Raw genomic sequence first — 23,368 nt, 5'->3', positions numbered from 1 at the left:
GAACGCGATGACCGGGACCGTGGGCGGGCGCACCATCGCCGACGTCCTCGGACGGATGACCGCGACCCTCGAGGAGATGCCCCCGGAGCTCGCCGCCCGACGCGCGTTCCTCGCCACCTACCAGCGCACGACGCGCGCGGTCGGCGAGGCCATCGAGGCGGCCGCCTTCGAGGACCCGGCGTGGGTCGAGCGGTGGGACGTCGTCTTCGCCGACCTCTACCTCGACGCCCTGGACGCCGACCTGTCCGGTGACCCGGCACGCCGCGCGCCGCGGCCGTGGCGGCTGGCGTTCGACGCGCCGCCGGACCTTCCGCCGCTGCGGCAGGTGCTGCTCGGCATCAACGCCCACATCAACTACGACCTGCCGCAGGCCCTGCTCGGCGTCATCAGCGATGCCGACTTCGCCGACCCCGTCCTGCTCGAGCGGCGCCGACGTGACCACGAGCGCATCGACGGGGTCCTGTCCGGTCGCGTCGCCGCGGAGGACGACGAGCTCAACGCCCTGAGCGCCAAGAGCGCGCTCGACCGGGTGCTGACGCCGCTCAACCGCGCCGCCTCGACCCGCTTCCTGCGCGAGGCCCGCACCAAGGTGTGGCACAACACGACCGAGCTCCACCGGGCCCGCGTCGACGGCCCGGAGGCGTATGCCGTCCGCCTCGCCGAGCTGGAGGTGCTCAGTGCCGCTCGCATCGCCGACCTGCTCGCACCGGGTCAGGTGCTGCTCCGTCTGGCGGTCGCCGGGTTCGGCGTCGTGCTGCCACCGGAGGGGTGACGAGTTCAGACGGGTGCGCCGGCACCCGCCCCGTCGGGTGCCGGCGCCTCGGAGTCAGGACGCCTGAGCCGCCAGGAAGATGCCGACGATCGCGTCGCCGTAGGCGACGAAGAAGTGGTCGACGCCCTTGCCGTCGGACGACTTCGACGTGATCTCCTCGAGGTCCCCGATGGACCTGGGGATGGTGAACCTCTCGAAGACGGTGAAGCTGAGCGGCACGCCCTGCTCCCTCGTCATGCTGAGTGCGGTCTGCACCTGCTCCTCGGTCAGCCGGTCGCCGCCGAGGAAGAAGTGACCAGTGCGGTAGAGCTCCTCGAGCTGGAGGGTGTACCAGTTCGAGGAGTTGCTGGCCCCGGCGTTGCCCTGGGCCGAGCGGTTGGCGATGAAACACTCGTGAGCCGACGCGGCGCCGACACCAACGGACACGAGGGCCGTGGTGAGAGCGAGCGTGGCAGCGGTCCTGCGCAGCATGGCGGTTCCTTCGGTTCTTGGGCGCATCGGGGTGATCGCGCCGACCGGAGAAGCGTCCTGCGGCTCGGGTCCACACACCACGGACGGCGATCGCACGGTTCCGACTGTACGAGCGGTGTACGAGACCTAGACTCCCCGCGTGGCGGCCCTCGACCCAACCGACCCGGCCGGTTCCTCGCGACCGCAGGAGCCGTTCGGCGACGTCCTGCGCCGGCTACGGGAGGCGGCGGGCTGGACGCAGGAGGAGCTCGCGGCGCGTGCCGGGCTCACCTCACACGGCATCAGCGCGCTCGAGCGGGGTCTGCGGTCACGCCCCTACCCGCACACCGTCCGCTCGCTCACCTCCGCCCTGTCGCTGGGCGCCGAGGACCGCGCGGCCCTCCTCGCGGCGGTGCCACCACGCGCCCGGGCGGGGATCGAACCGCTCCGGGCGGCCGACGGCGTGGTGTCCCAGGAGGGTCGAGGCGGGTCCCTGCCCTTGCAGCTCACCCCGCTGATGGGTCGGGACCGCGACCTCGACGCGGTGCTCGGACTGCTGCGCAGGCCCGGCGTACGGCTCGTCACGCTGACCGGCACCGGGGGCGTCGGGAAGACCCACCTCGCGACGACGGTGGCTCGCCGGGCGCGCGGCGACCACCCGGACGGCATCACGATGGTGCTCCTCGCCGCCGTGGAGGACGACGCCCTTGTGCTGCCGACGATCGGCCGGGCCCTCGGCCTCCACGCCGTCGAGGGCCCCGACGAGGCCGTCGTGAACGCCCTGGGCGGCCGACGTGTCCTGCTCGTGCTCGACAACCTCGAGCAGCTGCCCGGCGTCGGCATCACCGTGACCCGCCTGCTCGAGGAGTGCGACCAGCTCGTCGTCCTCGCGACGAGCAGAGCTGCCCTTCGCGTGCGCGGGGAGGTCGAGTATGCCGTGCAGCCGCTCGCGCTGCCCAGCGGGATCGGCGGCATGGCCGAGGTCGAGGCGGCGCCCGCCGGGATGCTCTTCCTGACGCGGGCGCGCGCGGTCTCGCCGGGTTTCGCCACGACCCCGGACGACGCGGTCGTGGTCACGGCCCTCTGCACGCGACTCGCCGGCATACCTCTTGCTCTCGAGCTCGCGGCCGCACGTGCCCGGCTCCTCTCCCCACGGCTGCTGCTCGATCGGCTCGACGACGCGATGGCCCGTGAGGGATCCGCCGACCTGCCGGAGCGCCAGCGCACGATGCGCGCGACGCTCGACTGGAGCTACCGGCTGCTCACCGAGGCCGAGCAGGCCCTCTATCGTCGGCTCTCCGTCTTCACGGACGGGGCGTCGCTCGACGCCGTGGAGGCCGTGGCCGGCGAGCGCAACGGCGTCCTCGGGCACCTCGAGCGGCTCGTCGAGCACTCGCTCGTACGAGTGACCACCCTGCCGGACGGGTCGGTGCGGCACTCGATGCTCGAGCCCGTCCACCAGCACGCGGCGGCGCTGCTCGGCGGCGAGGAGCACGAGGATGCGCGGTCCCGGCACGCCGACTTCTACCGCACCCAGGCGATCGAGGCCGCCTGTCACTACGAGGGAGCCGACCAGGTCGTCTGGCTCGACCGGTCGGAGCGGGACGCGGGCAACCTCGTCTCCGCCGTCGACCACTGGATCGCCGTGGGGGACGGCCAGCGGGCCGGGGAGATGGCCTGGGCGTTGTGGCTCTTCTGGTGGCTGCGCGGTCACCTCAGGCAGGGTCGTCGTCTGGCCGAGGGCGCCCTGGCTCTCGAGATGTCACCGCCCGTCCGTGTGCGCACGACGTTGACGGCGGCCTCGATGGCGTTCGCGCAGGGCGACATCGAGACGAGCGCCCAGAGGTGGCAGGTCGCCCGCCGCATCGCCGTGGACACCGACGACGCGCTCGGCCGCGCGTTCGGAGAGGCCGGTGAGGGCCTCGCTGCCCTCGCTGCAGGCAGCCTCACGAGCGCCGGCCAGCACTTCGCGCGCGTCCTCGAGGCCGTAGGCCCCGACGACCCCGAGGCCGACTGGATCCTGGGCCTGACCCACGTGTGGCTCGGCACCGTGCACCTGCTCCAAGGTGCCCCCGATGCAGCGATCTCGCGCTACGAGCAGGGGCTGGCGCGTGCTCGCCGTCGCGGTGACCGCCTCACGACCTACGTCGCGCTCTACGGGCTGGTCCAGACCGCCCTGGCGCTCGGGCGACCGGAGGACGCCCGTGGGCTCCTCCTCGAGGGCATCGAGCTCTCCGACGAGACCGGTGACCTCGCCAATCTCGCCTTCTTCCTCGAGAGCCTTGCCGTCGTGGAGGGCTCGACCGGCGACCACTCGCGCGCCACGCTGCTGCTCGGCGCCTCCTCGGCGATGCGTGACCGGGTGGGCTCGGCGGTGTACGGCTACTACCTTCCCGACCCCGATCTCCGGGCCGCGGCCGAAGGCGGCGCCCGGGCACGACTGGGCGACGACGCCTTCGTCGCCGAGCTGACGCACGGCCGCTCGCTGACGCCGAACGAGGCGGTCGCCGTGGCCGTCGGCGACCGGCGCGGCCCTCGGATCGAACGTCCGCGTCGCTGAGCACGGTCGTCGGACCCACCGCTCGGTGCGCCCTGTGGGGGCGCACATGAGGAGAGGCGCCACTCGCTCGGGGGTCCGAGTGGCGCCTCTTCTGACCACTCCATCGGCAGGGCGGGCCGGGGCGTTACAGCGATCCGGGAACTTTCTTCCTGCGCGTGGCTCCGCGAGCCGCAACACGGCGCTCACACGGTGGCAACGGCGACGTCACGTCCGTCGGTCAGCGTGGAGGCACCAGCCCCGACCACGGAGGCCAGACACGCATGACGACGACCGAACGAGGGATCGCCCTCGTGGCCCACGACAACAAGAAGCCCGACCTGCTCCGGTGGGCCGCCTTCAACAGCGAGACCCTCGAGGAGCACCGCCTCTACGCCACGGGCACGACGGGCACCCTGCTCCAGTACGAGCTCGGCCTTCCGGTCACCCGGCTGCTCAGCGGCCCGGTGGGCGGCGACCAGCAGATCGGCGCCCGGATCGCCGAGGGCCTCATCGACCTGCTCGTCTTCTTCTGGGACCCGCTCGAGCCACAGCCGCACGATCCCGACGTCAAGGCCCTGCTGCGCGTGGCCGCGGTCTGGAACACCGCGGTGGCCTGCAACGTCGCGAGCGCCGACCTGATGATCTCCTCACCCCTGCTGTCGGGCGACTACACGCCGACGCGTCCCGACTTCGGAGACCGGTCGCTCACCTACGACGTACCGGCGGGTGGGCCGCCCCTCGTGGCCTGACCCGCGCACACGGGGGCCGCGCCCGCCACGCTGGACGTGGCGGGCACGGCCGCTTCCGGTCAGGTCTGCTGGACCGGGTCCGTGTGCGAGATCGAGCGGGCGGCCGCCGCCCGCGGGAGCCGTGCGGCGGCGGCCAGGCCCGCCACCCCGACCACGCCCAGAGCGGCCATGGCGAGTCCGTAGCCCCGTTCCGGTGTCGTCGTCAGACCGGCGACGAGGATCGTGCCGGCGACGGCCGTCCCGAGGCAGGAGCCGAGGTTGGAGACGCTTCGCGACAGCCCCGAGATCTCACCCTGCCGGTCCTGGCTGAAGCTGGACTGGACCACGTTCACCGAGGGGGTCAGCATCGTGCCGAGGCCGCCCCCGATCATGAGCAGCCCCGGTGTGAAGGCCCAGGCGTTCGACGACCCTGTCACCAGCACGAGCAGCAGGGCGATGCCGCTGGTCGATATGGCGAAGCCCGCCAGGATGAGCGTCCGCTGGGCGAGGCGTTGGGCAAGACGGCCCGCTGCCAACGAGGAGACCAGCAGGCCGACCGTGGCCGCCGTGAAGATCACGCCGGTCGAGATCGCGTCGTAGCCACGCACCACCTGCAGGTACGCCGAGACGACGAACGACACGCCCATGAGGATCAGCCACTGCGCGCTCTGCGTGATGAGCCCGAGGTTCGAGGTGCGGTTGTGGAAGAGCGACGTGGACAGCAGCGGTTCCTCGCCGGCGCGTTCCATGGCGATCACCGATCGGAAGAACCAGAACAGCACCGCTGCACCGAGTGCGAGGAGGGCGACCATCAGCCAGCCGCTCTCGTCGGCGGCCAGGATGCCCATGACCACGAGCACGAGACCGACCGCGGACAGCACCGCCCCGCGGGTGTCGAACTGACGCGTGGGATCGGCTGGCACGGGGTCCTCGATCCGCCGGCTGAGCAGGACGATCACCCCCACGACGACGGCCTGGAACAGGAACGCTGCCCGCCAGCTGACTGCCGAGGTGATCAGGCCGCCGATCAGCGGCCCCGCGGCGGCCCCGACCCCGCCGAGGGCACTGATCACGCCGAAGGCGCGGGCCCGTGAGGTGGTCTCGGTGAACAGCATCGTCGTCAGGATGTAGACGGGCGGGATCAGCAGGGCCGTGCCGACCCCCTCGAGGATCGAGTTGCCCAGGATGAGGACCCCCAGACCCGGGGCCGCCGCACTCATCAGGGCGCCGACGCCGTAGAGGACGAGACCGACGGTGAAGCAGCGCCGCCGGCCGTAGCGGTCGGTCAGCTTGCCGGCCGGGATCATCAGCGCGGCCATGACGAGCAGGAAGATCGTGATGGCCGTCTGCACGCCCTGCACCGTCGTGTCCAGGTCTTCGCTGATGTCGTTGATCATCACGTTCATGTTCGAGCCGGCAAAGCTGCAGATGAACTGGGCCAGGGCCAGCGGGACCAGGACCCTGCGCAGGTCGGTCGAGGTTCGGGCCACGGCTGGAGTCTCGTTCATGGCGTCTCTCCTACGTCGGTGGGATGGGGTGGCCGTCCGCGAGCGAGGCCCTCGCCCGGATGAGCTCGGCGACGGACCATGCCTGGAAGGGGCAGCCGGTCGCGCCATGGGGTGCGTCCCCGTCGGCCGTCTCGGACACCGAGCCGAGCCCGAACTCGGACAGGTGCAGCTCGAGTCCGTCGAGCAGGCCGGTCGTGTCCTCCTGGGCGCGGCGCACCGCGTCCACGTAGGGACCCATGAGCCAGGGCCAGACCGTGCCCTGGTGGTAGGCCCGGTCACGGGCGGCTGGTCCGCCCCGGTGTCGGCCGAGGTAGGCGGGGCCCTCGGGCGACAAGGACCGAAGGCCGACCGAGGTCGTCAGGTCGGCGCGGCAGGCAGCGACGACAGCGGCAGCGGTCCGAGGGTCCTGCACGGGGCCGTGGGGCAGCGACGCGGCCAGCAGCTGGTTCGGCCGGCATTCGGTGTGCGCCCGTCCGGCGTCTTCGACCAGATCGGGGAGGCCGTGCGGGCCGACGGGGAAGAGAGTCCCGAACGAGTCGATCGCCTTGTCTCGCAGCGCGCCCCAGTCGTCGGTGGTGCGCCCGACCCGTTCCAGGAGATCGATGGCGCTCCCGAGCCCGTTGATCCAGAGCGCCTCGACCTCCACGGGATAGCCGGAACGCGGGGTGACCGGCCGGCCGTCGATCCGCGCATCCATCCAGGTCAGGGCCCATCCGTCGGCCCCGCCTCGCACGAGGCCGGTGGCCGGGTCGACGCGGATGCCGAAGCGGGTGCCGGCCCGGTGTGCGGACAGGATGTCGACGACGGTGTCGGCGAGCTGCGCGGCCAGGTCCACGTCAGCGGTGGCTGCAACGTGCCGACCCAGCGCGTGCAGGAACCAGAGCGTGGCGTCGATGGTGTTGTACTCGAGCGTGCCGACGTCAGCGGTGTTGGCCAGCATGCCCTCGGACACGCTGTCGGCCGCTCGGACGAGCACGGAGCGCCCTTCCTCGGCCCGGCCTGTCGCGAGGAAGAGTCCGTCGTAGGAGGTGAACAGGTCACGCGACCACTCACCGAACCACGGGTAGCCGGCCACGGCGGTGGGGCCGCTCGGGGTCCGCACCACGAACCGGTCCGCGGCGACGGCCAGGGTCCGATCGACGGGGCCACGAGCACCGGCCTGCGCAGCGAGCGCGTCGGCCCGGGCCCGGGCCTCGGCCACGAGGGTCACCGCGTCCGGAGACGGGCCGCCCAGATCGGTCGAGGCCGTCACCCCGAGCACGTCACCAGCCCTGAGCTGGGCGGTGAATGTGCCTGCGGCCCAGACGTCCTCGGTCGCACCCAGCCCTCTCGCCACCTCCTCTCGATGGTGGACGCCGCGGTACCACTCGCCCCCGGGACGGTAGTTCGGGCCCTCCACCCGATAGGCGGACTCGAAGACGAGTCCGGACCCGGTCGGCTCCACGTCGGGGTCGGACCCGGCGAACCGGTCACCGTGCTGGTCGCGCCACGTGCACAGCGGAGTCACCTCCAGGCGCGCCTCCCCGCCCAGCAGGCGGTGCACCACCGCCACCGCGCTGAGACCGTGAGCCATGGCCAGCTCGACCTCCAGCTGCACCGCACCGAGGTCGAAGCGCCAGCGCGGCACCCCGTCCACCAGGTCGAACGAGGCGAGCTGCTCGTGCCCGCGCGGATCCACGACGCCGCCTGCCCACTCGTGGGTCGACAGCCGGATACGGCGGTCCCCGACCACGACCACGGTGTCGAGGGCGGCCAGTCCGAGCATCCGGGACGCGCCCGCCGGTGCGGTCGGGGCCACGAGCAGGCCGTGGTACCGACGGGTGTGCAGTCCCGAGATCGTGCCGCAGGCGTACCCGCCGAGCCCGTCGGTCACCAGCCACTCCCTCGACGAGGCCTCGTCGAGGGAGCCGCAGACGCCCCGACCGAACGCGATCCCGGTGGCGCGCCGCGCAGGGCTCACGGGCCCCACGCCTGCTGGTTGCCGGCGAACGGGTCGGGCCGGCAGATCAGGTCTGCCACGAGTCCGGTCCACCCGGTCTGGTGGCTGGCTCCCAGTCCGGCGCCGTTGTCGCCGTGGAAGTACTCGTAGAAGGTCACGTTGTCCCGCCATCGCGGGTCGTCCTGCAGCTTGTCGACCCATCCGTGGCAGGGCCGACGGCCGTCAGGGCCCCTGAGGAACAACGAGATCAGGCGCCGACGCAGGTCGTCGGCGCAGTCGGCCAGCCCCTGCGTGTGCCCGCTGCCCGTGGGGTACTCGACCTCGCCCGCGGCGCCGAGGGACCGGGCGTAACGCTGGAGGTTGCGCAGCACGAGGTAGTTGACCGGCATCCAGACCGGTCCGCGCCAGTTCGAGTTGCCGCCGAACATGCCCGTCGTGGACTCGGCGGGCTCGTAGTCGACCGTGACCGTCGATCCCGCGAGCTCGACCCAGAGCGGGTGCTCGCGGTGATACCGCGACAGACCTCGCAGCCCGTGCGGGGACAGGAACTCGTCCTCGTCGAAGACCCTGGCCAGGACCCGGCGCACCTCCTTCGACGGGACCACACCCATCGCGACCGCATCGGTGCCGGGGACCGGGACCACTCGTCCAGCGCCGCGGTCCGGGTGGCTGGAGACCTGTCGGCCGAGGAAGCCCGAGAAGCGCTTCTGGAGGGTCTCGAGCGTTGCCAGCAGGTCGGGCCCCACGACGACCATCCCCATCAGCGGCAACACCCCGACCATCGACCGCACCTTGATCGGGACGGTGCTGCCGTCGGTGGAGTGGAAGACGTCGTAGAAGAAGCCGTCCTCCTCGTCCCAGAGCCCTTGGGAGTGCATGGCGTCGACGATGAGCACGAAGTGCTCGATGAACTTCACCTCGATGTCGGTCCAGGCGTCGTCCTTCTCGGCGAGGATCCTCGCGATCTCCAGGAGGGTGAGCGCGTAGAACGCCATCCAGCTCGTGCCGTCCGCCTGCTCCAGGCGGCCGCCCGGTGGCAGGTGCGACCGGTCGATCGCGCTGATGTTGTCCAGGCCCAGGAAGCCACCGGCGAAGAGGTGGTCGCCCTCCGGGTCCATCCGGTTGACCCACCACGTGAAGTTCATCAGCAGCTTGGGCATCAGGCGGGCCAGGAAGTCGGTGTCGCGCCTGCCGTCGATGTCCCACACGTGCAGGGCCGCCCAGGCGTGCACGGGCGGGTTGGCGTCGCTGAAGGCCCACTCGTATGCCGGGAGGGCGCCGTTCGGGTTCTGGAACCACTCCCGGCAGAGCCCGAGCAGCTGGTACTTGGCGAACGCCGGGTCGAGATGCGCCAGGGCGACCGTGTGGAACGCCATGTCCCAGGCCGCGAACCACGGGTACTCCCACGGATCCGGCATGGACAGGATGTCGCGAGCGTCCACGTTGAGCCACCCGGCATTGCGCCCGGTCCTGCGCTCCGCCGGAGGTGGAGGCTGCGTGGGATCACCCTCGAGCCAGCGCTTCACGTCGTAGCGGTAGAACTGCTTGCCCCAGAGCATCCCCGCGAAGGCCTGCCGCGCCACCAGGCGGGCGTCCTCGTCGACGTCGGCGGGGATCACCTCGGCATAGAACTCGTCGGCCTCGGCGCGACGCTGCTCGAGCACCGTGTCGAACGCTGCGCCGAAGGCGGGCGCCGAGGACGGCGCCCGCAGCCGGACGCGTACGACCTGCGTCTCGCCCGGGGCCACGGTCAGGCGGTACCAGGCCGCGCTCTTCGACCCGACCCGGTCCGGGTTGACCGTCGGCGCACCGGTCACGACGTGGTCGTTGACCCCGTCCTTCGGGTAGTCCGCTGACGAGTCCGAGCCGTACAGCCTCCGGCTGTTGGTCTCGTTCTCGCAGAACAGCAGCTCGGGCGACTCGCCGGCGGGTCCGGGCGCGAGCTCCCACTCGAGCTCGCCGAACCGCGGGTGTTCCACCGCGACCCGGTCGGGGGCCGTCGCCCTCAGCGACGGCCGGGTGGCGCCCACGTCCCAGGACCACGTGTTGCGGAACCACAGCTGGGGCAGGACGTGCAGCGTCGCCACGTCCGGGCCCGCATTGGTGACGCGGACCTCCATGAGCAGGTCGTGCGGGTCGGCCTTGGCGTGCACGACGTCGACCACCCAGTAGCGGTCGTCGTCGAAGACCCCGGTGTCCATGAGCTCGTACTCCGGCTGCGTCTGGTCGCGGCGGCCGTTCTCGGCCACCAGTGCGGCATACGGGTACTCGGCCTGCGGGTAGTGGTAGCGCCAGTGCAGCCACGCGTGGCTCGGCAGGGCGTCGAGGAACCACCAGTACTCCTTGACGTCCTCGCCGTGGTTGCCCTCGGGGCCGGTCAGGCCGAACATCCGCTCCTTGAGGATCGGGTCGCGGCCGTTCCACAGCGCCAGGGCCATGCACAGGTTCTGGCCGACGTCGCTGACGCCTGCCATGCCGTCCTCGCCCCAGCGGTAGGCACGGGAGCGGGCGTGGTCGTGGGGGAAGTAGTCCCACGCAGCCCCGTCGGCGCTGTAGTCCTCGCGCACGGTTCCCCAGGCCCGCTCGGAGAGGTAGGGCCCCCAGTCGTACCACGGGGTGGCCTCGTGGAGGCCGTCCTCGGGGTGGCCGAACGACTCCACCCTGCTGCGTTCCGCACCGGACATGTGGGGCTCCCCTTCGTCGGACGACCAGTACATCGGGTCAACGTGTCAACTGGATGAACTCTGTGGGATCTGCGTGTTACCGGCGAGACCCCGGGCCGAGGAGCCGGCCGGCCGGCCAGCGGTCGGGAGTCCGTTCGCGCGGGCCATGCGAGAGCCGCCCCGACCGGATCACCGCCGGATGTGGTCACTCGCGGTCCTGCTCCCTGGCCGGTGCACGTACCGCGGCGACGACCGACTCGCGGAGCTGGTGCAGGGCCGCCGCGCGGGCACCGGCGAGCTGCGGCCGGTCGCCGTCGAGGGCCGCGACGACCGGAGCTCGGCGCGGCAGGTCGGCTGACCGGCGGCGAAGCTCCTCGACGACGGCGCCGTCGCGCCCCCAGGCGCCCCCGACGACGACCACCTCGGGGTCCGCGAGCGCTGTCACCGCGTCGAGGACGCCCGAGATCGCGGCCCCCAGGGCGACGAGCGTCGTGTCGCCGCTGGGGGCCTCGGCGACCTTCGTCCGCAGCAGATCGACATCGATGGCGGTCGAACCGGGTCGGCGCAGCCCGAGCTGGGCGAAGACCTCGGTCAGACGCACGGCCCGCCCGTCGGGCCCCTCCGTCAGGAGGTGGGCGACCTCCCCGGCCAGGCCGGCGTGACCACGCCGCACCTCACCGTCGGACACGACGGCGCAGCCGAGCCCTTCGTCGAGGTAGAGGTAGACGAAGTCGCTCGAGCCCTCGACGGCTCCGGTCGCACGCTCGGCCCGGGCCGCCCAGTTCACGTCGTTGTCGACGAGGACGGGCCCGTCGACGGCGTCTGCGAGCAACGCCGGCGCGTCGAGGTCACCGACGAGGAAGGGGGCGTCAGGCAGGTGCACCAGGCGGCCGGTCCGGCGGTCCACCGGGTCCGCCGCGCTGACGACCGCCAGGCCGAAGCGCCTGCGCCCCGTCCCGCTCGCCCCCACCTCCGCGACAGCCTCTGTCAGGGCCAGGCCGACGGCGCCGACGCCGGCATCGCGGGCCAGCGCGATCTCGGTCGCGGTGACCACGTCGCCGTAGGCGTCGACGGACTCGGCCATGACGGCGTGCGGGGTGATGCTGACGACGAGGGCGGCCACGCAGTCGGGCGCGAGCGCGTAGTAGGCGCCGGCCCGGCCCCGTCCCGAGCTGCGCTCCCCCGTGTCGACGACGAGCCCGGCCTCGACGAGGCGCCGCACGCCCTCGGAGATCGTGGGTTTCGAGATGGCGGTGAGCGCCGCGATCTCGGCCCGGGTGAGACGGCGGCGGTCCATCAGCGCCCGCAGCACGTGCTCCTCGGTGAGCGAGCGCAGCAGGTCGAGGCTCGGCTTCGCAGAGGGCATGCCGCCATTCTAGTTAGGACTCTTGCCCAAAAGTGCGCGACGCGCTACCGTCTTCATTCGTAAGGAGTCCTGACCAAAGGAGCGCTCATGACCACGACCCACGTCACCCCCTCCGACACGGACCTCCCGCACTGGGAGACCCCGCCCGACGACCTTCCCGCAGCGGTCCGCGAGGTCAAGCGCGCGATGCGTGAGCGCATCGCGGCATCCGGGCGCACGGTCTCCGAGGTCTTCGCCGTCGTCGAGGCCCTAGTCGCCGAGCGCGTCGCCGAGATCCGTGCCGACCACGAGCGCGGAGAGGAGGTCTGGCCCGTCATCGACTACGCCGACATCGAGAACGGCACGATCAGCCCCGAGCAGCTCGACAAGCTGCGCCGTCGCGGGTGCCTCGTCGTCCGCGGCCACTTCCCGCGCGAGCAGGCGCTCGCCTGGGACGCCGGCATCGTCGACTACGTCGAGCGAAACGCCTTCTTCGAGACCTACCGCGGACCCGGTGACGACTTCTTCGGCAGCGTCGGCTCCAAGCCCGAGATCTACCCGGTCTACTGGTCCCCCGCGCAGATGGAGGCCCGGCAGAGCGAGCGCATGGCCACGGTGCAGTCCCTGCTCAACGCCCAGTGGAAGCACGAGTCCGGCGGTGTCACCTGGTTCGACCCCGACCGCGACTCGCTCTACCCCGACCGGATCCGCCGCCGGCCGCCGGGTGCCGACTCCAACGGCCTCGGCGCCCACTGCGACCCGGGCACGCTCGACCTCTGGATGACGCAGGGCTACCAGCAGGCCTTCCGTCACCTCTTCGACGGCAGCGTCGAGCAGTACGACCCGTGGGACGCCGCCCACCGGACCTCCGGGCCGCAGTACCCGGGCACGACGATGTGCTCCGCCTTCCGCACCTTCCAGGGCTGGACCGCGCTGTCCGACATGGACCACGACCAGGGCGTCCTGCACACGGTCCCGATCCCCGAGGCGATGGCATACCTCATGCTTCGTCCGCTGCTCGACGACGTCGCCGACGACGACATGTGCGGGGTCACGACCAACCAGGTCTTCCCCGCCAGCGAGCGGTGGCACCCGCTGCTCATCGAGGCCCTGAGCGGGATCCCCGACGTGCAGGCCGGCGACTCCGTCTGGTGGCACTGCGACATGATCCACAGCGTCGCGCCTGTCACCGACCAGCAGGGCTGGGGCAACGTCATGTACATCCCGGCGGCGCCGTGGTGCGAGCGCAACGAGCGGTATGCCGCCAGCGTGCGCAGGGCGTTCCTCAGCGGTTCCAGCCCGAGCGACTTTCCGGAGGAGCACTACGAGCGCACCTGGCCCGACCGGTTCGCCCCCGAGCAGCTCAACGACACCGGGCGCCGCGGGCTCGGGCTGGACTGAGCCGGGGCCACCGGACCACCGGCCCGCTGCCGTCACTCCGCGAGGAACGCCGCGACCCGCTCCTTCGGCCGACCGATGATGGCGCGCCCTCCCTTGACCAGGACGGGCCGCTGGAGGAGGCGCGGGTGCTCGGTGAGCACCGCGACGACCTGCTCGCGGGTCTCGACGTCGGCCTCGGTCAGCCCGAGCTCGGCGAAGTACGCGTCGCGCCGGACGAGGTCAGTCGGTGCGTCCTCGAGCTTGTCGAGCAGGTCCCCCAGGGCGACCGCGTCGAGCGGGTGCCGCAGGTAGTCCACGACCTCGGCCTCGACGTGGGCCTCGTCGAGGCGCTCCATCGCCGCCCGCGACGTCGAGCAGTGGCTGTTGTGCAGGATCGTCACGTCGCTCATGGCGCCGAACCCTAGCGGCGTGAGCCGACGCGTTGGTGCGAGGCTCGCGCAGCCCTTGTCCCCGGGCACGACACCGGAGGACGATCGACGGGTCAGGTCCGCGTCCACGACGCGTGGTGCTCGAGGAGCGTTCATGGGGATTCGCGACAGGCTCGGCAAGATCAGGCCACGCAAGCAGGGCGGTGCAGCCGACGTGCAGGCGATGGACGTCGCCCGATACACCTTCCTGCTGCGCGTGGCGCCGTCGGACGCGCTCCGGCAGGCGCACCGCGAAGCCTTCGCCACGCTCTCGTCGGACCAGTCGGAGGCCCTGTTCCTCCGTCTCGACCACGACCTGCCGGACGGACTCCGGCCGCCGACGGCAGAACCGGCCGACCTGGCCCAGGCCGCCTTCTCGGCGCAGCTGCTCGACCCTGGACATCTGGTCAGGATCCTGCGCCGCCCGGGCCAGGGCGTCACCGAAGGGCATGCAGCCGGGTCCGGCGCCACGCCGGGCGGCGCGCTGCTCTACGCGCACTCGCTCCTGGCGTCCGTCGCCGGCGCGGTGGCCGTGTCACCTGCGGTCACGGAGTGGCTCGCCGGCTTCTCCAACTCGCCCGAGGCCGCGCAGGTCGACCCTTCGCACTTCGTCCGCAGTCCCGGCGGAGGCACCTACGGCTCGACGCTCGCCCGGCACACCGGCGTCGCCGGCGACTGAGTGGCGGAGGCGGCGCTCACCCCTGTCGTGTGGCGAGCGCCTCGAAGTTCTCGTACAGCTCGGGCACGCCGTGCTCTTCACGCAGCTTCTTGGCGGCGGGCCCGACCCGTGACCAGAGTCCCGACATCCAGAGCCAGTCGAGGACGAGGTCGGTGTCGAGAAGCCCGTTCTTCGTGAGGGTCCCGATCGTCTCGCCCCAGTTGAGGACACGGGAGACGAGCACGTCGTCGGTGGACGCTGTCTCGGGGTCGAAGTCATCGGCCCAGATCGCCTGCTGGGCCTCCTCGATGCCCATGGTGGAGCCCCACTGGGCCACCTGCACGAGCAGTGCTCCGTCGGCCTGGTTCGGCATGTCGCCCTCCCTTGTCATGGCCCTGATCCGGCTCCAAGAACGCTACTCGCCGCCGTTTCGCCGCACAGGTGTTCGTCGGAATGCGGGGCAGCCCGCGGCACCGGGGCGCACCTGGACGACGCTTCGTGCGGTCACCGGCCCATCTCGAGGCCCGGACACACGAAGCCCACCGGCACCGTGACGGGGCCGCGGGGACCTGCGACTGCTACCTTCGTTCCCAGTTGCCGTCCCAGTCCGTCATGTGCGGGCTCGGCACGACGAAGCGGCTGCGCGAAGGTTCGCGTGACGCGCCCGTCGTGACCAGCGGCAGCCTGAGGTCTCCGCACGGGAGGCCTCGCAGACAAGAAGAGGCAACACCAGTGGCAACAGGCACCGTGAAGTGGTTCAACAGCGAAAAGGGCTTCGGCTTCATTGAGCAGGACGGCGGCGGCGCCGATGTCTTCGTTCACTACTCGGCCATCGAGAGCGGCGGCTACCGCGAGCTCCAGGAAGGCCAGAAGGTCGAGTTCGACGTCACGCAGGGCCCGAAGGGTCCCCAGGCGGAGAAGGTCAAGGGCATCTGACCCCCCACAGCCTTCGGTGACTTCGGTCCCGCGCAGATCCCCGACCTCCTGGTCGGGGATCTGCTTTTTCACGGGCGAGCGCCACGTCGAGCAGGGCTCTCGCTCGTCACCTGTCGCCACGAGCATGGAACCCTCGCCATGTGTAGCGACGCGCACAGACACGGGGACTGCTCGCGGCCGATCCTGAGGCATGGACACGACCAGGAGCTTCACGTGCATGATCGGCCGGCACCGCTGGGAGCCCGCAGCCGACCCCACACACGGCCACACCTGCACGGAGTGCGGTAGGCACCGCACCGGTGTGCGCGGCGGCCGCCACGGCGCGGCCCGAGGCCACTCCGCCGGCTTCGGGGCCGAGAGCGGTTGGGGCTACGTCAATGGCGACGGGTTCGGTGGCGGGTTCGGTGGCGGGTTCGGTGGCGGGTTCGACGGCGGCGGCTGCGGTGGCGACGGCGGCGGCAGCTGCTGAGCGCGGACGAGAGGACCGATCATGCGACTGAGGAACGTCCCGTGCTGGGTCATGGGGCACGTGTACCGACGCCAGCCTGGTGACAAGGACGTGATCGTCTGCCAACGGTGCCACCGCCGGGAGCTCCTGGCGGTCAAACGCATGCGTGACAGCGCGGACCGACCCTGGGTGTGATCCCCTCCAAGCCGGCTCGGTCACCCTCGCGGAGGTGGCGAGACGACGAGCTCGCGCGCACCTTCCGAACGGACATCCCGGCCGGTCGCGTCAGACGTTGAAGCGGAACTCCACGACGTCGCCGTCGGCCATGACGTAGTCCTTGCCCTCGATGCGGACCTTGCCGGCGGCCTTGGCGGCGTTCATGTTCCCGGCGGCGACGAGGTCGTCGAACGAGACGACCTCTGCCTTGATGAAGCCGCGCTGGAAGTCGGTGTGGATGACCCCAGCGGCCTGCGGGGCGGTCCAGCCCTTGCCGATCGTCCACGCACGCGACTCCTTGGGGCCGGCCGTGAGGTAGGTCTGCAGCCCGAGGGTGTGGAAGCCGGTCCGGGCGAGCTGGTCCATGCCGGACTCCTCGGCGCCGAAGCTCTGGAGCAGCTCGAGCGCCTCGTCGGGCTCCATCTCCATGAGGTCCATCTCGAGCTTCGCGTTGAGGAAGACGGCGTCGGCCGGGGCGGCGAGCTCGCGCAGCGACTCCTGCAGCTCGGCGTCGGCGAGCTGGTCCTCGTCGAGGTTGAAGACGTAGATGAACGGCTTGGTCGTCAGCAGACCGAGCTGCTTCGCCTCGGCCAGGTCGACCCCGGCGGCCGGCCCGGCGGCATACAGCGTGTGGCCCTCCTCGAGGACCTTCTGCGCGGCGACCGCGAGGTCGACGGCGGCCTTCTTGTCCTTGTTGACCCGGGCCTCCTTCTCGAGGCGGGGCACGGCCTTCTCGAGCGTCTGGAGGTCGGCGAGGATGAGCTCGGTGTGGATCGTCTCGATGTCCCCGGCCGGGCTCACCTTGCCGTCGACGTGCACGACGTCGCCGTCCTCGAACGCGCGCACGACCTGGCAGATCGCGTCGGCCTCACGGATGTTCGCGAGGAACTTGTTGCCGAGCCCCTCCCCCTCCGAGGCGCCGCGGACGATGCCGGCGATGTCGACGAAGCTCACGGTGGCCGGGAGGATCTTCTCGGACCCGAAGATCTCGGCGAGCGCACCGAGGCGCGCGTCGGGCAGCGGGACGACGCCGACGTTCGGCTCGATCGTCGCGAACGGGTAGTTCGCTGCGAGCACGTTGTTCTTGGTCAGCGCGTTGAAGAGCGTCGACTTGCCGACGTTGGGGAGACCGACGATTCCGATGGTGAGTGCCACGAGGACAAGAGTTTAGTGGCGATCGGGCCCGGCTCCGACCACGAGGGCGTATGCCGTCCCGACCGGGTCACGTGATCGTCCACTCCCAGCCGGGCTGCCAGGCGAAGGGCGCGTCGACGAGCTGCTCGAGCGGGACTCCGTCGAGCAGGTGCTGCAGGGCCCACCGGTTGGCCGAGTGGGCGATGACGAGGACGCGATCGCCGTCGTGGATGCGGCGCAGGTCGTCGAGGAGACCGGCTGTCGCGTCGACGACGTCGCGGTAGCTCTGGCCGCCGCCGGGGAACGGCGCGTCGACGTGCTCGAGGCGGAGGCGCTCGAGCTCGGCCACGGGCCTGCCGTTGAGCGTGCCGTAGTCGCACTCGCGCAGCCGGGCGTCCTGGCGCAGGCTCACCTCGCAGTCGCCGTAGGCCAGCTGTGCCGTCTCGACGGCACGGGCCAGGTCGGAGGACCAGACGGCGGCGAAGCCGCTGGCGGGGCGGCGCTCACCGAGCTCGGTGGCGAGGCGACGGCCCTCCTCCGACAGCCGACCGGGGAGCCAGCCTGTCGCGATGCCGGCCTCGTTGTCCTCGGTGATCGAGTGCGTCTCGTAGACGAGCTCGACGCTCATGCGCCCGCCCTGGGCAGCCGGACGCCACAGAGCTGGCGCGACTGGGCCACGAGGTTGCCGGCGGAGTCCCAGATCATGGCGTCCTCCTCCATCATCCCGCCGCCGAGGGTGTCGCTGCCGAGCGTGACCTGCAGCCAGCCCGGCTCGGGCCGGCGGCGCACGTGGCCGGTGAACTCGAGCGTGGGCGTCCAGCCGAAGAGCCCGAGGTCGAAGGCGACGGGCGGGAGCGCGTCGAGCGCCATCATGAGCATGGTCGTGTCGGGGTCGCGCCCGTCACGCAGCCGCAGCCAGCCGCGCATGACGCCACGCATCGAGGGCTTGCCGAGCGCCCACCCGGCGGTGCTCGGGTCGAGGCGCAGGTCGAGGCGCTCGAGGAACTTGGCGTTCGCGAGGAAGTCGGGCGGTGCCTGCTCCGCCGAGACGCACTGCTCGGGTGGGGGCATGTCGGGCGGGCTGGCCTGGCGCTGGACGTCGAGGTCGGTGAGGTTGCCGAACGAGCCGATGGCCCGCATCCGCTCGACCGGCCGGCCGTCGTCGTCGGTCTGGTGGATCGTCATCTGCCCGGTGGAGAGCTTGCGGCCGCAGCGCATCACCTCGGTCGTCACGGTGAACGGCCCCGGCTGCGAGGCGGTCATGAAGTAGGCCGACAGCACGACGGGGTCGACGTGCTCGGTCGTCTCGGTCGGGTCGGCGGCGAGGTGCTCGCCGAGGGCGCGCAACGCCGTCGTCATGACGAGCCCGCCGTTGACGGCGTTGCCGATCATCCACTCCTCGTGGAAGGTGCCGTGCCGCTGGCTGGGGTCCTGGCCGGTCTCGAGCCGGGTCGCGTCGTCGTACTCGCTCACGGACTAGGTGTAACAGACCTCCCGGACGCGCCGCCCACCCCGGGGCGTATGCCGTCCGCCACGTCCCACGGGTCGGGTGGCGCGTGCCGTCGGGTCGGGTGTGGCGTCCCCACGGTGTCGGCGGCATCTGGGACGGTGCTGGCATGGACCTCACCGCTCTGCTCGTCGGGCTCGTCATCGGGGCACTCGTCGGCGGGCTGCTCGCCTGGCTCTCGGCCCGCTCCGCCCTCCTCGCACGGTCGGCCGGCGCCGAGGCCGAGCGCGACGTGCTCCGCGAGCGGGTCTCGGACCTCGAGGCCGCGCGCGACCTCGACGACACGACGGCCACCCTGCTCGCCCCGCTGCGCGACACGATCGGCCGGGTCGAGCGACAGGTCGGGGCGCTCGAGCGCGACCGGTCGCTCCAGTTCGGCCAGCTCGGTGAGCGCCTGACCGAGGTGAGCCGCTCCACCGAGTCGCTCCGCTCCGAGACGGCGACCCTCGCGAGTGCCCTCAACGCCTCCACGGTCCGCGGCGCCTGGGGCGAGGTGCAGCTGCGGCGCGTGCTCGAGCTCGCGGGCCTCATTGCCCGCTGCGACTTCGACGAGCAGGTGACGCGCGTCAGCCGCCACGGCGCGACGGTGCGTCCCGACGCGGTCATCAACCTCCCCGGCGCGCGCCACGTCGTCGTCGACTCGAAGGCGCCGATGGCCCACTTCCTCCAGGCGCACGGCGACACGGTGTCCGAGGTCGAGCGCGCTGAGCTGCTGGCCGCCCACGCGACCTCGCTCCGTCGCCACGTCGAGGGCCTGGCCGCCAAGGCGTACTGGACGGCCTTCACGCGCTCCCCCGAGGTCGTCATCTGCTTCGTCCCCGGCGAGGCGATCCTCGCGACCGCGCTCTCCGACGACCCCGGGCTCTACGAGCACGCCCTGTCACGCAAGGTCGTGCTCGCCTCCCCCGGCACGCTGTTCGCCGTGCTGCGCACCATCGGGGCCATCTGGCAGCAGGACGCCCTCGAGCAGAACGCCCGCGAGCTGCTCGTCATCGGGCAGGACCTCTACGCGCGACTCGCGACCCTCGGCGGGCACGTGACCACCATGGGCCAGTCCCTGTCGCGCTCCGTCGAGCAGTACAACAAGTTCGTCGGCACCCTCGAGTCCCGAGTCCTCGTCACGGCCCGACGGATGCACGAGCTGCACCTGACCACCGAGGCGCCGCCCACGCTCGAGCCGCTCGAGGTGGCCCCGCGCTCGCTCAGCGCGGCCGAGCTGACCGACGACCTCGGGCGCACGGCCCGGGACGAGGCGTTCCTCGGACGGACCGTCGGACGTGGCAGCCAGGGCTCCGTCGGGAGCGACGACCCAGTTCGCGGCGCCGACGCGGACCCGCGCGAGCAGTCCGCCTGAGCGGTCCTTCGAGCGTGCCGGCGTGACCGGTTTCTCGGGGCGCCATCTTCAGGATGTCCGATTCATCCGGGAAGTGGACACCTGCTATGGCGCCACGGACAATACGCGCGTGGGATTGGGTAGATCGTGACCGGGGCGGGGGGCCCGGGTCCCGAGGACTCCAGAGCGCCGGGGCGGCGCATCGGTCCGTACGAGCAGAGCCTGCGCGAGTCGCGCGAGCGTGTCGAGGCGGCCGCGCGCGAGCATGCCCGCCGGCGCCGGCGCACCCGTGTCGTTGCCGCCGTCGCGACCCTCGCCGTCGTGGCGGGAGTCGGCTACGGCGCCTTCCGCTACCTCGGACTGCGTGAGGTCCCGACCGCCCTGCCCACCACCGCTGCACAGCCGACGTCGTGCGCCCACCCGGTCAAGGTCCGGGTGTCCGTGGCCCCGGCCATCGCCCCTGCCGTCGCCGCCGCGGCCGAGTCGCTCGCCTCGCGCTCCGACGCGCCCTGCGCCGCCTACACCATCGACGCCGAGGAACCCTTCTCGGTCGCGGGTTCACTGGGCGGCGCCGGGCGCCCGGACGCGTGGATCACCGACTCGTCCGTCTGGATCGGCCGCGCCAACGCCGTGTCACGCGCCAGGGTCACGCCCGGCGAGCCGTTCGCGACGAGCGCGGTGCTCGTCGCGATGACGGACGAGAACGCGTCGAGGCTCGGCAGCCGCCTGCGCTGGGCCGACCTGCTCGGCGGCGCCGTCCCCCTGCGCATCCCCGACCCGAACCGGTCGGCCATCGCCCGCATCGCGCTCGGTGTCGCGGCGTCGTCGCTGACCGACGCCAGGCTCCGGGCCCTGGCGGTGGCCTCCGCCCCGACCGCCAGCGGCGGAGTGAGCCTCGACGACATCGCGAAGGCCGACCAGGGCCTCGGGGCCGTCGTCTCGCAGGCACAGCTCGTGGCATGGAACGCGGCGCAGCCTGAGGAGTCGCTCGCCGCCGTCGCCCCGGCCGAGGGAGCGCCGGCCCTGGAGTACTCCCTCGTCTCGCTCACCACCGACACGGCCAAGGCCGGCCTCGTCACCGCGCTCGAGCACCACCTCACCTCCGCCGATACGCGAAAGGTGCTGCAGGACAGCGGTTTCCGAACGCCCGACGGCAACCCGACGGATCCCTCACCGCTGTACGGGGAGATCCGTGTCGCAGGCGATGCCGAGGGGGCGTCCCTGACGAAGGCGGCCGGCCTCTGGAACGCCGCGGCGCGGAAGACCCAGGCCCTGCTCGCCGTCGACGTGTCGGGCTCGATGCTCGAGCGCACCGACAACGGCACTCGTCTCGCGATCGTCCAGAAGTCGACGGCTCGGGCCGTGGCCGCGGTCTCGCCGACGACCGTCGCGTCGCTGTGGATCTACTCGCTCCACGTCGGCAGCCGCGCCGACGACTACCGGCAGCTCACCGGCTACGCCGGACTCGGCGTGAGCAAGAGCCTCGGCGCCCTCGACGACGCCGTCTCCGGACTCGACACGTACGTCGGCGGCGGCAGCGGCCTCTACGACACGATCGCCGCCGCCTACGACCGGGCCCGGTCGGCGTGGCGGCCCGGCTACGCCAACACCCTCATCGTCGTCGCCGACGGCCCGAACGAGGACGACTACGGCCTGACCCTCGAGCTGCTGAAGAAGCGCCTCGCGTCGGCCAAGGACCCCAAGCGGCCGGTGCGGGTCGTCATCCTGGGCATCGGAGGCCGTGCCGACGACGCCGCGATGCGTCAGGTCGTCAGCATCACCGGCGGGCAGTACGTCTCGACCGAGACCGTCGAGGAGCTCCGGCCGGTGCTGGCGAAGGCGCTCGGGGGCTGACCCTCGCGGCGGCGTGACCGCCGCCGGTGTCAGTGGAGCGAGCCGGAGTCCTCAAAGGCGGCGTCGTGCCGGAGCGTGCCGGCGTCCTCACCCTTGCGGGCCTTGAGGTCACGACGCAGCTCGTTGGGCAGCGAGAAGAGCAGCGACTCCTCCGCGGCGATGACCGCCTCGACCTCGCCGTAGCCCCGCTCGGCCAGCCAGGTCAGCACGTCGCGCACGAGTACCTCCGGCACGCTGGCGCCCGAGGTGACGCCGACCGTCGAGACGCCGTCGAGCCAGGCCTCCTCGATCTCGTCGGCGAAGTCGACGAGGTGGCCGTCGCGGGCACCGTGCTCGATCGCGACCTCGACGAGACGCACCGAGTTGGACGAGTTGCGCGACCCGACGACGATCATGAGGTCGGTGTCCTTGGCCATCTGCTTGACGGCGAGCTGGCGGTTCTGGGTGGCGTAGCAGATGTCGTCGGAGGGCGGGCTCTGCAGCGCCGGGAACTTCTCCTTGAGGCGGGCGACCGTCTCCATCGTCTCGTCGACCGACAGCGTGGTCTGGGACAGCCAGACGACCTTCTCGGGGTCGCGCACGCTGACGTTGTCGACGTCGTCGGGCCCGTCGACGAGCGTGATGTGCTCCGGCGCCTCGCCCGCCGTGCCCACGACCTCCTCGTGGCCCTCGTGCCCGATGAGCAGGATGTCGAAGTCGTCGTCGGCGAACCGCACGGCCTCGCGGTGCACCTTCGTCACGAGGGGGCACGTCGCGTCGATGGTCTTGAGGCTGCGGGCCCTGGCCTCCTCGTGGACGACGGGGGCCACGCCGTGCGCGGAGAAGATGACCGTGGCGCCCTCGGGCACCTCGTCGGTCTCGTCGACGAAGATCGCGCCGCGCTTCTCGAGCGTGGTGACGACGTGCTTGTTGTGCACGATCTGCTTGCGGACGTAGACCGGCGGACCGTAGAGCTCGAGGGCCTTCTCGACCGTCACGACCGCCCGGTCGACGCCGGCGCAGTAGCCACGTGGCGCCGCGAGGAGGACCTTCTTGGCGGACATCTGGTCGGCTGGCTCGCTCATGGCCCCATCGTAGGGGGGCGCACCCGCCGTTCCCGATTCGCCGTCCGGGCCGCGACCACCCCGCAGCGAACGAGGACGTCGTGTGCCGGAACGTCCTCGAGCAGGCCGCGTACCTTGGGCAGGGCGAACGCGCGGTGCTCGGGCTCTGCCTCCGCGTCGAGCAGCACCCCGACCTGACCGGCGAGGACGTTGAGCCACACCGCCACCCCGCTCGCGAAGAGCTCGGGCCCATCGGGCAGCGGGCCCCTCCCGCGGCGCCGTATGCCGCCGCCAGCAGCCCCAGCGCCGCCTCGTCGGGCACGTGGTGGAGCAGCACGGTGCCCACCTCCCGGGCCGGGTCGTGCGCGCCGACGTCGTCCCAGTCGACCAGCCACCGCGTGCCGTCCCGCTCGACGAGGGTGTTGTTCGCCTTGAGGTCGCGGTGACAGAGCATCGGGCTCCGGAGCGGTACCGAGGTCGCCCGGGC

At 71.9% G+C, this 23,368-nt stretch carries 21 protein-coding genes; 10 read left to right on the top strand and 11 right to left on the bottom strand.

What is annotated here, in order from left to right:
* Nucleotides 1–7: 7 nt before the first annotated feature.
* A complete protein-coding gene (locus tag ASG96_RS07885; RefSeq protein WP_057587668.1) occupies nucleotides 8–772 on the top strand; it encodes a DUF5995 family protein in 765 nt (254 codons plus the stop codon).
* A 54-nt stretch (nucleotides 773–826) separates the two neighbouring features.
* Here the strand turns inward: ASG96_RS07885 and ASG96_RS07880 are convergent, their stop codons facing one another.
* The gene (locus ASG96_RS07880; RefSeq protein ID WP_057587667.1) at nucleotides 827–1,243 is read right to left on the bottom strand and encodes a hypothetical protein; all 417 of its coding nucleotides are present in this window, start codon (nucleotides 1,241–1,243) and stop codon (nucleotides 827–829) included.
* 139 nt (nucleotides 1,244–1,382) lie between these two features.
* Here ASG96_RS07880 and ASG96_RS07875 point away from each other — a divergent pair, with 139 nt between their 5' ends.
* Both ASG96_RS07875 and ASG96_RS07870 read left to right on the top strand, forming a co-directional pair.
* Complete coding sequence (locus ASG96_RS07875; RefSeq protein WP_057587666.1) at nucleotides 1,383–3,782, top strand: helix-turn-helix domain-containing protein; 2,400 nt, start codon at nucleotides 1,383–1,385, stop codon at nucleotides 3,780–3,782.
* 260 nt (nucleotides 3,783–4,042) lie between these two features.
* Nucleotides 4,043–4,510, top strand: coding sequence for a methylglyoxal synthase (locus ASG96_RS07870; protein ID WP_057587665.1), 468 nt, complete (start codon nucleotides 4,043–4,045; stop codon nucleotides 4,508–4,510).
* Between the two features lie 59 nt (nucleotides 4,511–4,569).
* On the opposite strand, the gene ASG96_RS07865 is transcribed toward ASG96_RS07870, so the two are convergent.
* The 4 genes from ASG96_RS07865 to ASG96_RS07850 all read right to left on the bottom strand — a co-directional run bounded on the left by ASG96_RS07865 (nucleotide 4,570) and on the right by ASG96_RS07850 (nucleotide 11,965).
* Nucleotides 4,570–5,997 carry an MFS transporter gene (locus ASG96_RS07865; RefSeq protein ID WP_057587664.1) on the bottom strand — a complete coding sequence of 476 codons (1,428 nt, stop codon included), beginning with the start codon at nucleotides 5,995–5,997 and terminating at the stop codon, nucleotides 4,570–4,572.
* A gap of 10 nt (nucleotides 5,998–6,007) precedes the next feature.
* Nucleotides 6,008–7,957: an amylo-alpha-1,6-glucosidase gene (locus tag ASG96_RS07860; protein WP_200962663.1), complete on the bottom strand. Its 1,950-nt coding sequence runs from the start codon at nucleotides 7,955–7,957 to the stop codon at nucleotides 6,008–6,010.
* The gene (locus tag ASG96_RS07855) at nucleotides 7,954–10,620 is read right to left on the bottom strand and encodes a glucosidase (protein ID WP_235509104.1); all 2,667 of its coding nucleotides are present in this window, start codon (nucleotides 10,618–10,620) and stop codon (nucleotides 7,954–7,956) included. Before ASG96_RS07855 ends, ASG96_RS07860 begins: the two co-directional genes overlap by 4 nt.
* A 184-nt stretch (nucleotides 10,621–10,804) precedes the next feature.
* Nucleotides 10,805–11,965, bottom strand: a complete 1,161-nt coding sequence (locus ASG96_RS07850) for an ROK family transcriptional regulator (protein ID WP_056752968.1) — start codon at nucleotides 11,963–11,965, stop codon at nucleotides 10,805–10,807.
* 87 nt (nucleotides 11,966–12,052) lie between these two features.
* Between ASG96_RS07850 and ASG96_RS07845 the strand changes: the two genes are divergently transcribed.
* Complete coding sequence (locus ASG96_RS07845; RefSeq protein ID WP_057587663.1) at nucleotides 12,053–13,345, top strand: DUF1479 domain-containing protein; 1,293 nt, start codon at nucleotides 12,053–12,055, stop codon at nucleotides 13,343–13,345.
* Between the two features lie 32 nt (nucleotides 13,346–13,377).
* Here ASG96_RS07845 and ASG96_RS07840 read toward each other — a convergent pair whose 3' ends face one another.
* Nucleotides 13,378–13,734 (bottom strand): ArsC/Spx/MgsR family protein, encoded by a 357-nt coding sequence (locus ASG96_RS07840; RefSeq protein WP_057588356.1) that lies wholly within the window; start codon nucleotides 13,732–13,734, stop codon nucleotides 13,378–13,380.
* Nucleotides 13,735–13,867: 133 nt separating this feature from the next.
* Here ASG96_RS07840 and ASG96_RS07835 point away from each other — a divergent pair, with 133 nt between their 5' ends.
* The gene (locus tag ASG96_RS07835; protein ID WP_057587661.1) at nucleotides 13,868–14,431 is read left to right on the top strand and encodes a hypothetical protein; all 564 of its coding nucleotides are present in this window, start codon (nucleotides 13,868–13,870) and stop codon (nucleotides 14,429–14,431) included.
* Nucleotides 14,432–14,447: 16 nt separating this feature from the next.
* Here ASG96_RS07835 and ASG96_RS07830 read toward each other — a convergent pair whose 3' ends face one another.
* Nucleotides 14,448–14,783, bottom strand: coding sequence for a hypothetical protein (locus ASG96_RS07830; protein ID WP_056752959.1), 336 nt, complete (start codon nucleotides 14,781–14,783; stop codon nucleotides 14,448–14,450).
* Between the two features lie 359 nt (nucleotides 14,784–15,142).
* On the opposite strand from ASG96_RS07830, the gene ASG96_RS07825 reads away from it, so the two are divergent.
* On the top strand, nucleotides 15,143–15,346 hold the full coding sequence (locus tag ASG96_RS07825; RefSeq protein WP_009777120.1) for a cold-shock protein: 204 nt from the start codon (nucleotides 15,143–15,145) through the stop codon (nucleotides 15,344–15,346).
* 190 nt (nucleotides 15,347–15,536) lie between these two features.
* Complete coding sequence (locus tag ASG96_RS23760; RefSeq protein ID WP_057587660.1) at nucleotides 15,537–15,815, top strand: hypothetical protein; 279 nt, start codon at nucleotides 15,537–15,539, stop codon at nucleotides 15,813–15,815.
* A gap of 264 nt (nucleotides 15,816–16,079) precedes the next feature.
* Here ASG96_RS23760 and ychF read toward each other — a convergent pair whose 3' ends face one another.
* The 3 genes from ychF to ASG96_RS07805 all read right to left on the bottom strand — a co-directional run bounded on the left by ychF (nucleotide 16,080) and on the right by ASG96_RS07805 (nucleotide 18,617).
* A complete protein-coding gene (ychF, locus tag ASG96_RS07815; protein ID WP_057587657.1) occupies nucleotides 16,080–17,165 on the bottom strand; it encodes a redox-regulated ATPase YchF in 1,086 nt (361 codons plus the stop codon).
* Between the two features lie 67 nt (nucleotides 17,166–17,232).
* On the bottom strand, nucleotides 17,233–17,772 hold the full coding sequence (locus ASG96_RS07810; RefSeq protein ID WP_057587656.1) for a histidine phosphatase family protein: 540 nt from the start codon (nucleotides 17,770–17,772) through the stop codon (nucleotides 17,233–17,235).
* Nucleotides 17,769–18,617, bottom strand: coding sequence for a thioesterase family protein (locus ASG96_RS07805; RefSeq protein ID WP_056752924.1), 849 nt, complete (start codon nucleotides 18,615–18,617; stop codon nucleotides 17,769–17,771). Before ASG96_RS07805 ends, ASG96_RS07810 begins: the two co-directional genes overlap by 4 nt.
* A gap of 143 nt (nucleotides 18,618–18,760) precedes the next feature.
* On the opposite strand from ASG96_RS07805, the gene ASG96_RS07800 reads away from it, so the two are divergent.
* On the top strand, nucleotides 18,761–20,005 hold the full coding sequence (locus ASG96_RS07800) for a DNA recombination protein RmuC (protein WP_056754537.1): 1,245 nt from the start codon (nucleotides 18,761–18,763) through the stop codon (nucleotides 20,003–20,005).
* A gap of 126 nt (nucleotides 20,006–20,131) precedes the next feature.
* Nucleotides 20,132–21,838, top strand: coding sequence for a substrate-binding domain-containing protein (locus ASG96_RS07795; protein ID WP_057587654.1), 1,707 nt, complete (start codon nucleotides 20,132–20,134; stop codon nucleotides 21,836–21,838).
* A 29-nt stretch (nucleotides 21,839–21,867) separates the two neighbouring features.
* Here ASG96_RS07795 and ASG96_RS07790 read toward each other — a convergent pair whose 3' ends face one another.
* Nucleotides 21,868–22,902, bottom strand: a complete 1,035-nt coding sequence (locus ASG96_RS07790) for a 4-hydroxy-3-methylbut-2-enyl diphosphate reductase (RefSeq protein ID WP_057587652.1) — start codon at nucleotides 22,900–22,902, stop codon at nucleotides 21,868–21,870.
* Nucleotides 22,903–22,982: 80 nt separating this feature from the next.
* On the opposite strand from ASG96_RS07790, the gene ASG96_RS23205 reads away from it, so the two are divergent.
* A complete protein-coding gene (locus ASG96_RS23205) occupies nucleotides 22,983–23,327 on the top strand; it encodes a hypothetical protein (protein WP_057587651.1) in 345 nt (114 codons plus the stop codon).
* The last annotated feature ends 41 nt before the right edge of the window (nucleotides 23,328–23,368 follow it).

Origin of the sequence: Terrabacter sp. Soil810 (assembly GCF_001429645.1) — a bacterium.
GTDB lineage: Bacteria > Actinomycetota > Actinomycetes > Actinomycetales > Dermatophilaceae > Terrabacter.
The sequence above is the reverse complement of the archived record's forward strand: the minus strand, read 5'-3'. Positions and strand labels throughout refer to the sequence as shown.